General features: G+C 70.2%; 10 protein-coding genes. All 10 read right to left on the reverse strand.

The window, feature by feature from the left end:
* Positions 1 to 101: 101 nt before the first annotated feature.
* The 10 genes from dut to infB all read right to left on the reverse strand — a co-directional run bounded on the left by dut (position 102) and on the right by infB (position 10,593).
* Positions 102 to 557, reverse strand: a complete 456-nt coding sequence (gene dut / locus D7V88_RS15570; RefSeq protein ID WP_120541431.1) for a dUTP diphosphatase — start codon at positions 555 to 557, stop codon at positions 102 to 104.
* 89 nt (positions 558 to 646) lie between these two features.
* Positions 647 to 1,660 (reverse strand): M23 family metallopeptidase, encoded by a 1,014-nt coding sequence (locus D7V88_RS15575; protein WP_120541432.1) that lies wholly within the window; start codon positions 1,658 to 1,660, stop codon positions 647 to 649.
* 9 nt (positions 1,661 to 1,669) lie between these two features.
* Entirely contained in the window at positions 1,670 to 2,479 is an 810-nt protein-coding gene (locus D7V88_RS15580; RefSeq protein ID WP_120541433.1) for a hypothetical protein, read from the reverse strand.
* A 190-nt stretch (positions 2,480 to 2,669) separates the two neighbouring features.
* A complete protein-coding gene (gene pnp / locus D7V88_RS15585; RefSeq protein WP_120541434.1) occupies positions 2,670 to 4,823 on the reverse strand; it encodes a polyribonucleotide nucleotidyltransferase in 2,154 nt (717 codons plus the stop codon).
* Positions 4,824 to 5,263: 440 nt separating this feature from the next.
* Positions 5,264 to 5,533 carry a 30S ribosomal protein S15 gene (rpsO, locus tag D7V88_RS15590; RefSeq protein ID WP_120536218.1) on the reverse strand — a complete coding sequence of 90 codons (270 nt, stop codon included), beginning with the start codon at positions 5,531 to 5,533 and terminating at the stop codon, positions 5,264 to 5,266.
* 125 nt (positions 5,534 to 5,658) lie between these two features.
* Positions 5,659 to 5,961 carry a hypothetical protein gene (locus D7V88_RS15595; RefSeq protein ID WP_244238170.1) on the reverse strand — a complete coding sequence of 101 codons (303 nt, stop codon included), beginning with the start codon at positions 5,959 to 5,961 and terminating at the stop codon, positions 5,659 to 5,661.
* 27 nt (positions 5,962 to 5,988) lie between these two features.
* Positions 5,989 to 6,852, reverse strand: coding sequence for a tRNA pseudouridine(55) synthase TruB (gene truB, locus D7V88_RS15600; protein ID WP_120541436.1), 864 nt, complete (start codon positions 6,850 to 6,852; stop codon positions 5,989 to 5,991).
* A 10-nt stretch (positions 6,853 to 6,862) separates the two neighbouring features.
* Complete coding sequence (gene rbfA / locus D7V88_RS15605) at positions 6,863 to 7,222, reverse strand: 30S ribosome-binding factor RbfA (protein WP_120541437.1); 360 nt, start codon at positions 7,220 to 7,222, stop codon at positions 6,863 to 6,865.
* Positions 7,219 to 7,818 carry a DUF503 domain-containing protein gene (locus tag D7V88_RS15610; protein ID WP_120541438.1) on the reverse strand — a complete coding sequence of 200 codons (600 nt, stop codon included), beginning with the start codon at positions 7,816 to 7,818 and terminating at the stop codon, positions 7,219 to 7,221. Before D7V88_RS15610 ends, rbfA begins: the two co-directional genes overlap by 4 nt.
* A 123-nt stretch (positions 7,819 to 7,941) precedes the next feature.
* The gene (gene infB / locus D7V88_RS15615; protein WP_279636035.1) at positions 7,942 to 10,593 is read right to left on the reverse strand and encodes a translation initiation factor IF-2; all 2,652 of its coding nucleotides are present in this window, start codon (positions 10,591 to 10,593) and stop codon (positions 7,942 to 7,944) included.
* Positions 10,594 to 10,611 lie beyond the last annotated feature (18 nt).

The raw sequence follows: 10,611 nt of genomic DNA on the forward strand, positions 1-10,611 counted from the left end.
TCCGGAACGAGGTCGCGGGGGGGCGACCTCCCGGCGGACGGCCGGGGGGCTCCATTCTGCCCGCTCTGGCGCCGTTGCGGAACGACGTTGCGCGCCGGGCCTCAACGACCCGTGGAACCGAAACCTCCGTCCCCCCTGGAAGTCCCTTCCAACACGTCCACCTCCTGGAGCGCCGCCAGGGTGACCGGGGCCACCACCAGTTGGGCCACCCGGTCCCCCCGACGCAGCGTGAAGGGCGCATGGGACAGGTTGATGAGCAGCACCTGCACCTCCCCCCGGTAGTCCGAGTCCACCGTCCCAGGGGAGTTGAGGCACGTCACCCCGTGGCGCAGCGCCAGCCCGGAACGGGGCCGTACCTGCCCCTCGAAGCCCGGGGGGAGCGCGAACGCCAGCCCCGTGGGCACCGCCATCCGCTCCAGGGGCTGGAGCACCCGCTCCCCGTCGATGTCCGCCCGCAGGTCCATGCCAGCGGCCTGCTCCGTCTCATAGCGGGGCAGGGGCAGCGGGTCGGGATGCGAGCGCACCCGGCGCACGGAGACGGTCAGCGTGGAGGCCATGCGCCCACGCCCTAGCATGCGTGCCCCGCCGTCTTCCAGGGGACATCCAACGTCACGGGTCCTCCCGGAAACGCGGGAGGTCGGAGTGCTCAGAGTTCGGTCGCGCCGCCGTCCGCCACGCGCAAGGCGGTGCGGAACCCGAACGGGTCCACGGGGCGCGCGGCCAGCTCCAACTGGTAGTGCAGGTGGGGCCCCGTGGAGCGCCCGGTGCTGCCCGACAGGGCGATGGCCTGCCCCTTTTCCACGCGGGTGCCGGCCTTCACCAGCAGCTCGGAGTTGTGACAGTAGGCCGTCGTCACGCCCCGCCCGTGGTCCAGCACCAGCACGCGGCCATTCACCGAGTCCTCGCTCGCGCGGCGCACCACGCCCGCCGCCACCGCCGACACGGTGGTGCCGGTGCGCACCGCCAGGTCCACGCCCGTGTGCATGCGCCGCGTGCGCAGCGTCGGGTGGACGCGGTAGCCGAACGGACTCGTCACGTGGGCGCTCTCCGCCACCGGCCACCCGAGCATCAGCGCCGTCGACAGCGCCAGCGCCTGCGCCGCTCCCACGGACGAGCCGTCGAAGCCCGGAGGCAACTGCTTCGCCAGCCGCTCCAGCGTGGGCACCCCACCCTCCGCATCCACCCGCTCCATCGCGAAGCGCGCGGGCACCCGCCCCGCGAACACCGCCGTCAGCCGCGCCTCCTCCGAAGGAAAGTCCTTCGCCAGCGAATCCAGCAGGCGCCGCGTCGCCGCGAGTCCCTTCGCCGAATCCAACAGCGTCTCCGGAGCGATGCCCGCCTCACGGGCCAGGGCCAGCGCGGGCTCGCGCGCCTTCGGCTCCAGGCCCTTGAGCGCCGAGTGCGTCCCCCACGCCAGGGCCTCCGCGCTTGTGGGCACCCGCGTGAGCATGGACGCTGGCAACGCGCCCGGCGTGGGCACCGACGTGCCGCTCACGCCGTCGTAGTACGCCAGCAGCGGCCGGGCCGTGGTGCGCGTGTTGAAGGCCCAGGCCCCCGCGCGCCGCAACAGCGCCCCCGCGGGCGTGTGGTGATACGCGCACCACACGCACAAGAGCGCGAAGGTGAAGTCCAGCAGTCCCCGGGCGCGTTGAGCGAACATGCCAGGGCCTCAGCGAAGAAAGGACAGCACCGGAGACGCGTCCCACACCGCGGCCACTCCCAGGGGAGCCACCAGCACGCAGCCCAGCAGCCCGCGCGTCCACGCCCTCCGGGGGCCCACCGCTTCGCAGGCCTCGTCCGCGTGCTGGAGGTTGCGCAGCACCGCGCGCCACCCCAGGGACACGCTCACGCCACACAGCGCCGCCACCGCCAGGCCCCGAGCGGACAGGTCCGCCGCGGTGTCACCGAACAGCGGTCGCCACGACAGGTACACCGTGCCCTGGACCAGCCGCGCCACCGTGCACGCGCCCGCCAGCACCACGCCCGCGGTGGCCAGGGGCCGCACCCACCGCATCGGCGTGGGCCGCCGCAGACAGCGCCGCAGCAGCACCCGCCACGATACGGGCCCCGAGGCCTTGGGTTCCGACGCCTCCAGCATCGACCGCCAGGCCTCCACCGGCTTGGGCGCCGCCACCTCGCGGTAGCCCAGCGCGGGCAGCGCCAGGAGCAGGTCCGCCGCCAGCTCCCATCCCAGCGCGAGTGCCTTCGCGAGCCGCGTGCGCCGCTCCAGTGACACCAAGTCCACCAGGGACGCCGTCACCTGATACCGGCCCACGAACGCGTCGAACGCCGAATCCAGGCGGTCCACCACCGTGAGCAGCCGGTCATCCAGCGTGTCCGCCGCCGCGTGCACGCCCACCGCCACCAGCGCCAGCAGGCCCAGCGGCATGAACGCCCAGCGGAACGCGCCCAGGAAGCGGGACACGTCCGTGAAGAAGCCGCTCGACGGGGCGGAAGAGCTGGACGGATGGGACGGCATGCACGCCTCCAGGGCCATCCCCCATCAACGCGGGAAGCCCCTCGGAGGGTTTAAACCACCGGCCCCCGCAACGAAAACGCCCCGCCCCTTCGCCCGGAGGCGAAAGGAACGGGGCGCCTGGGTGGAGCCTTCCACGAAGGCGGCCGCTCCTTCACGAAGAGCGGCCGTCGCGCGAAGGCTCCAGCCTGAATCAGGCCTTCGCGTCGGGCGTGGGCGCCGAGGGGGCCGCGGCCGGAGGAGGCGTCTGCGCGGCGGTGCGCTCGGCCATGGCCTCCTTGCGGGACAGGCGGATCTTGCCCGTCTTGTCGATGCTGACGACCTTCACCAGCACCTCGTCGCCCTCGCTCAGCACATCCGACACCGCCTTGACGCGCTTGTCGGACAGCTCGGAGATGTGGATGAGGCCGTCGGTGCCCGGGAACAGCTCCACGAAGGCGCCGAACTCGGCGATCTTCCGCACGGTGCCCGTGTAGATCTTCCCGATCTCCGCCTCACGCGTGAGCGCCTGGATCATCGCGATGGCGGCCTTCACGGCCTCGCCGTTCGCGCTCGCGATGTCCACGCGGCCCGTGTCCTCGATGTTGATGGCCGCGCCCGTGCGCGCGATGATGTCCTTGATCACCTTGCCGCCCGGCCCGATGACGTTCTTGATGAACTCGGGACGGATCTGGATGGTGGTGATGCGCGGCGCGAACTGGCTGATCTCCTTGCGGGGAGCGTCCAGCGTCTTCGCCATCTCCGCCAGGATGTGCACGCGGCCCTGACGCGCCTGCTCCAGCGCGCGGCTCATGATCTCCGTGGTGAGGCCGGTGATCTTGATGTCCATCTGGATGGACGTGATGCCCTTGGACGTGCCGCAGACCTTGAAGTCCATGTCGCCCAGGTGATCCTCGTCACCGAGGATGTCGGAGAGGATGGCGATCTTCTCGCCTTCCTTCACGAGACCCATGGCGATGCCGGCCACCGGTGACTTGATGGGGACGCCCGCGTCCATCAGCGCCAGCGTGCCACCGCACACGGAGGCCATGGACGAGGAGCCGTTGGACTCCAGAATCTCCGACACCAGCCGCACCGTGTACGGGAAGTTCTCGCCCGCCGGCAGCATGTTGCGCAGCGCGCGCTCCGCCAGCGCGCCGTGGCCAATCTCACGCCGGCCGGGGCCGCGCAGGGGCTTGGTCTCGTTCACGCTGAACGGGGGGAAGTTGTAGTGCAGCAGGAAGCGCTTGAAGGCCTGGCCGCTCAAGAGCTCCAGCCGCTGCTCGTCCTCGCTGGTGCCCAGCGTGGCCACCACGAGCGCCTGCGTCTCACCACGGGTGAACACCGCGCTGCCGTGCGCGCGGGGCAGCACGCCCACTTCGTTGGTGATGGTGCGCACCACGTCGTGGCCACGGTCACCGATGCGGCCACCGTTCACGGTGAGCTCACGCATGTGGTCGTACTTCAGGTCCTCGATGACCTGCTTGGCGTGCTTCTCCACCACGGGCGTGAACTCCGCGCCCAGCTTCTCCTTGAGGGCCGCCACGGCCGCCTTCTTGGCCTTGGAGAGCGCCTCGTAGCGCGCGCCCTTCTCCTTGATGGCGTAGCCGGCCTTGACGCCGTCCATGGCCAGGGCGCGCACCTGGGTGCGCAGCCCCTCGTCGATGGCGGCCGGCTTGTCGTAGGAGCGCACCTGCTTCTTCAGCTCCGCGCGCATCTCGTCCTGGAGGTCCAGGGCGGGCTTGGCCGCGGTGCGGCCGAACTCCAGCGCGGCCACCATGTCCGCCTCGCTGACCTCCTCCGCGCCGCCCTCCACCATCACGATGGCCTCGCGGCTCACCGCCATGACGAGGTCCAGGTCGCTCTGCTCACGCTGCTTCGCGGTGGGGTTGGCGACGAACTGGCCACCCACGCGGCCCACGCGAACGCCCGCGATGGGGCCGTTGAACGGGATGTCCGACACCCACAGCGCCGCGGAGGCGCCGGTGAGACCGTGGATGTCACCCTCGTTGTCCGGGTCGGAGGAGATGACGCTGATGATGACCTGCGTCTCGTACGCGTAGCCTTCCGGGAACAGCGGACGGCAGGAGCGGTCGATCAAACGGCTCGTCAGCGTCTCCTTCTCCGTCAGCCGGCCCTCGCGCTTGAAGAAGCTGCCCGGGATGCGACCTGCCGAGTACAGCTTCTCCTGGTACTCCACCGTGAGGGGCAGGAAGTCGATGTCCTTCTTCTCCCGCGCGCTCACCGCGGTGACGAGCAGCATGGTGTCGCCGTAGCGGACCACCACGGAACCGTCGGCCTGCTTGGCCAGACGGCCCGTCTCGATGCTCAGCTCGCTCTCACCAATCTTGACGCTCTTCTTCAACATGTCGTGTGGCCTCTGTGCCTGCTTCGCGTGCGAAGACCCGCGTCAGCCACGGCCGGCCCGCATGAGCGGGGCCGGGCCGCCCGGACAGGGGCCCTCTAGGGAATGAGCGGTCGCCAGGGCCTTGAAGCAGGCACGTGCCAGACCACCGCTGCCTGTACTGCGGAAATGGGCTCCGTTGCGGAGCGCCGGAGGGATGGCTCGAACCTCTTGATCCCTGATCACACCCGCCCACCCGTTGCTTCAGGTCGGCCGGTCTGAACGGAAACCAAAAGAGCCCGTCTCCACCACTCCCTTGCCCGCCACTCACCCACATCCGCGCTTCTTGAAACACTTCCAAAAACCCACCGCCCGGAGCGTGGAACACCGGGCGATGGAAAAACCTTGCCGCACAAACGCGCGGGGCGCTGGTGAATGCCAGCGCCCCGGGTGCTTGCGAGTGCCTACTTGCGGATGCCGAGGCTCTCGATGAGCTTCTTGTAGCGCGCCACGTCCTTGGACTTGAGGTAGTCCAGCAGACGGCGGCGCTGACCGACCAGCTTCAGCAGACCGCGCCGGGAGTGGTGGTCCTTCTTGTGGGTCTTGAAGTGCTCGGTGAGCATGTTGATGCGCTCGGACAGCAGCGCAACCTGCACCTCGGGGGAGCCCGTGTCGGACTCGTGGGTGCGGAACTTCGAGACCAGCTCGCTCTTGCGATCCTGATGCAGCGACATGGGGGCTTCTTCCTGAATCCCACTCCGGGATGATCGCTCGTGCCGCCTGGGTCCGCGGAGGGGTACAGACCCGGCCATTGTTCTTCTAACGAGCGGGCCGCTTATAAGCTTCACCCCCCGTAGGGTCAACCTTCGCCGGCTGCCCGTCCGCCCCTCGGCGGCCTGGAGAGTGCGAAGACGTACAGCCGGCAGCCCGTCGGAAGTCCCGCCTCCCCCGTCGCCAGCTCCTGCGCGGACGCCGCGTCCAGGGCTACGTGCAGGTACAGGCCGCCGGGTTCGCCGCCGTCGCCCGCCAGCAGCGAGCGCGTGCGCGGGTACAGCCTGAGGAGGGCCTCCACCACGTCGCCGATGCCCGCCGCCGCCGGCACGCCCAGCGTCAGCTCGCGCCGGCCGTCGAAGGCGCTTCGCAGGCCCGGAGCGACGCTCACGGAGATGTCATGCGAGCGGGTGGCCACTCAGAGGAAGACCCGCAGGTAGCGCAGCCGCCCGCCCACCACCTCGGCCATGGCGAGCAGCGCGTCATCCGGGCCCAGCACGCGCACCTTGCCCGGCTGGGGCGCGACCTCCACGGGGACGCCGTGTGACACCCGCTTCGCGTCCTCCGCGCCCACCCGCACCAGGGGCAGGTCCGTCAGCGCGTCGCCCAGCGACACCAGCCGCCCCGCCACGGTCTCCCGCGACAGCGACGCCAGCTCACCCAGGGGCAGCGCGCGCGACAGGTTGAAGGGGCCGCTCGCGGTGCGCCGCAGGGCCTCCAGGTGCGCCCCGCAGCCCAGTGCGCGGCCAATGTCGTACGCCAGCGTGCGCACGTAGAAGCCCTTCGAGCAGCGCACCGACAGCGTCAGCCGGTCCGCGGAGAAGTCGCGCAGCACCAGCTCGTACACCGTCACCGTGCGGCTGGCGCGCTCCACCTCTTCGCCCGCGCGCGCCAGTTCATACAGCCGCTTGCCGGCGATCTTCACCGCCGAGTACATGGGCGGCACCTGTTCGAAGGTGCCCCGGAAGGGCGCGAGCACCGCCTCCAGCACCGCGGCCGTCAGGGGCGGCACCGGCGACTCCGCCGTGGGCTTGCCCTGGGCGTCCTGGGTGTCCGTCTCCACGCCCAGGCGCACCACCGCGTCGTAGGCCTTGTCGCCTTCGGTGATGTAGCCGGCCACCTTGGTGGCTTCGCCCAGACACACCGGCAGCACTCCGGTGGCCATGGGGTCGAGCGTGCCGGTGTGGCCCGCCTTCTTCACCTTCAGCAGGCTGCGCACCTGGCGGACCACGTCGAACGACGTGGGACCGAGCGGCTTGTCGATGACGAGGACGCCGTCCATGACCTGGGTTCTACCAACCTTCCTTGCTGCGCACCTCCCGCAGGAGGCGGTCGATCTTGTCGCCCTCTCCCACGGAGGCGTCGAAGGCGAAGAAGACCTCCGGGGACACGCGCAGCTTGACGGCGGACGTCACCGCGCGGCGCACGAAGGGCTTGGCCGCGTCCAGTCCTGCCTGGGTGGCCTTCTTCTCCTCGTCGGTGCCCATCATCGAATAGAAGACCTTCGCCACGCGCAGGTCGGGCGACACCTTCACGCCGGTGATGGTGATGAAGCCAATGCGCGGGTCGCGCAGCTCCCCCCGCGTCAGCAGGGCGCCAATGGCCGCCTGGATTTCCTGCCCCACGCGCTCGGGTCGTGAATGCGTCGTCATTTCTTCTCCCAATCTCGCGGGTTGCGCAGCGCGCGGGCCCGGGCCCTCGCGTCGTCCAGCGTCAGATTTCCACCTTCGGCGGCAGGCCGGGAAGCCCCCGGGGCCGCGCCTTCGTGCCGCTGCTCCCAGGAGCCCAGCCCTTCGGCCTCTGCCAGCGATCGGTCGCTGCGCAGGAAGCGGGCGATGGCCGCCTCCGAGTGCGCATGCGCAGCCTCGGGCGACAGCCCCACCTCGGAGTCCAGGTCCTCGTCCGGCACCTTCGCCGGCGCCCGGAACATCCCAGCGCCGCTGTCCGGATGGAGCTGGTCCCCGAAGGCGAGGATCTCCGTCTCCCGGGCCATCAGCGGTGCGACGTACATCTCTTCGATGAAGTGGATGATCTTCTCCAACTGCTCATCCACGTGGCGGCGCTCGTTGCCCACCACCGCCAGCGCGACCGACGCCTTCTGCCAGAGGTCCTGGTCATCCACCTCGGCGACGGCCACGTTGAAGCGGGCCTTCACCCGGTCCGTCACCCGGCGGAGCACCTGCCGCTTGGACTTCAGCGAGGCGCTCTCCGGAATCTGGAGGGTGAGGCGTGCGACACCCACGAACATAAAGGTCCCCCAGGCCGGCAGCGGCGCGACGCGTCAACCGCGCGCGCCGACCGCCGGCACATCGTCATTCCCCCGGAGAAGGTGGGGCCTTCCCGGGGGTCCGTCGAGTGTGTACCGCGGGGCTCAGGAGAGGCTCTGACGCGTCTCCTCGATCTCGTAGGCCTCGATGATGTCGCCGGCCTTGAGGTCGTTGAAGTTCTCGATGCCGATGCCGCACTCGAAGCCCTGCGCGACTTCCTTGACGTCGTCCTTGAAGCGACGGAGCGACGCCATCTTTCCGGAGAAGAGCTGCTTGTTCTCGCGCATGAGGCGCACGAACGAGCCGCGCTTGATGACGCCGTCCAGGACGGCCGCACCGGCGATGGTGCCCAGCTTCGGCACGTTGAAGGTGTTGCGCACTTCCGCACGGCCCAGCTTGCGCTCGGTGCGGATGGGCTCCAGGAGGTTCTCCATCTCCAGGCGCACACCGTCGATGAGCTCGTAGATGATGGAGTAGCTCTGCAGCGTGACCTGCTGGACCTTGGCCGCGGCCTCGGCACCGGACTCCGGCTTCACGTTGAAGGCGAGCACGACGCCCTTGGAAGCAGCGGCACGCATGACGTCCGTCTCGGTGACGGCGCCCACGCCCGCATCGATGATGACCACCCGCACCTTGTGCGTGGTGAGCTTCTCCACCGCCTGGCGCACCGCCTCCGCCGAGCCCTGCACGTCCGCCTTGATGACGACGCGCAGTTCCTTGGGACCGCCGCCCGCCTTCGTCTTGGCGAACAACTGCTCCAGGGACTCGCGGCTGACCTTGCCGAGCTCCTGCTGACGCTCCTTCATGCCGCGGTGGTCGGCGATCTGCTTGGCCGCCTTCTCGTCCTCCACCACGTTGATGGCATCACCCGCGGTGGGCACGCCGGACAGGCCGATGACCTCCGCGCAGTAGCCCGGCTTCACTTCCTTCACGGACTCGCCACGGCTGTTGTTCATGGCGCGAACGCGGCCGTAGTGCGTGCCGGTGACGATGGCGTCGCCCAGCTTGAGCGTGCCCTCCTGCACCAGCACCGTGGCCACGGGACCGCGGCCACGATCCAGCTTCGCTTCCACGATGGCGCCCACGGACGGACGGGTGGGGTTGGCCGTCAGCTCCAACACCTCCGCCTGCAGCGCCAGGTTCTCCAGCAGGAGGTCCAGGTTCTGCTTCGTCTTCGCGGAGACGGGCACCATGATGGTGTCGCCGCCCCACTCTTCCGGAACCAGTTCGTGGCTGGCCAGGTCCTTCTTCACGCGGTCCAGGTTCGCGCCCGGCACGTCGACCTTGTTGATGGCGACGACGATGGGCACTTCGGCCAGCTTCGCGTGCTTGATGGCCTCGATGGTCTGGGGCATCACGCCGTCGTCCGCGGCCACCACGAGCACCACGATGTCCGTCACGTTGGCGCCACGGGCGCGCATGGACGTGAAGGCTTCGTGACCCGGCGTGTCCAGGAACGTGACGTCGCCGCGCGCCGTCGTGACGCTGTACGCGCCGATGTGCTGGGTGATGCCGCCCGCCTCGCCCGCGGCCACGCTGGCCTGGCGGATGGCGTCGAGCAGGGACGTCTTGCCGTGGTCGACGTGGCCCATGATGGTGATGACCGGCGGACGGGGACGCTCGTCCTCCACCTTGGCCGCGACCTCCGGCAGGTAGTCCTCCACCTCGAAGCCCACGCGCTCCACCTTCCAGTGGTAGTCGGTGGCGATGAGCTCCGCGGTGTCCGCGTCCAGGATGAAGTTCGCGGTGGCCATCTTCTGCATGGCCATCAGCTTCTTGATGAGCTCCGTGGTGCGCACACCCATGCGCTGACCCAGGTCGGACACGCTGATGCCCTCCTGGAGCTTGATGACCTTCTTGTCCTCGGCCATCTGGGTGATCTGCGTCTTGGCGCCCTTCTTGGTCGGCTTGCGCTTCTTGCCGCGGATCGGAATCGCGATCCGGCCCCAGACCATGTCGGACAGTTCCTGCTTCGACACGGTGGTCGTCTCAGGCCCCCCCGTGCGCTTGCGCTGGCCACGCTCCTTGTTCTTGGAGACGTCCACCAGCTCGCGGCCGCGACCCAGGTGATCCGGGACGACCTTGTACTCGCGCTTCTCGGTGCCGAGCGCCGTGCGGCCCGGGGCCATGGGGTACTGCTTGGCCTGGGTCGTGGTCGGCGTGACGCGGCGGACCTGGATGAGCGGGCGCGAGATGACCACTGCCTGGGTGGCCGTGGGGCGCGCCTGGGCGCCCGGCGTGGGCGCGACCTGGGCGTGCGGCACGCCGCCCACCATGATGGTCGGACCGCTGGGCTGCACGGGGGCCCCCGCGGCGCCCGGAGGCGGCGAGGACGGACGCACCGGACCCGTCTGGCCCGGACGCGCCTGCATGGGCGCTCCCGGACGGCTCTGCATCGGCGGCCCACCCGGGCGGCCCTGCATGGGCGCTCCCGGACGGCTGCCCGGCCCGCCAGGGCCTCCCGGACGACCGCCCGGCCCGCTCGGACCACCGGGGCGGCTGCCCGGAGGACCACCCGGACGCCCACCCGTCGAGCCCGGACGCTGCACGTAACCGGGACCTCGGGAGATGACCGTCGCGGACGTCGACGTGGAAGGCGTCCGTGCGGTGGGCGGAACCGGCGAGCGCGTAGGGGGGTTGGGCAAGTGGGTGCTCTCCTGAGCAGGGGTGCGCGGTGTCGCCGGAGCCTGGGTCGGCGCGGCGGCCCGCGGCGTCTCCACCACGGCCGCGGTTGGCGGAGTGGAAGGCGGCGTCACGGGCTGGGTGGCGGAAAC

It is taken from the genome of Corallococcus terminator, assembly GCF_003611635.1.
Taxonomy (GTDB): Bacteria; Myxococcota; Myxococcia; order Myxococcales; family Myxococcaceae; genus Corallococcus; species Corallococcus terminator.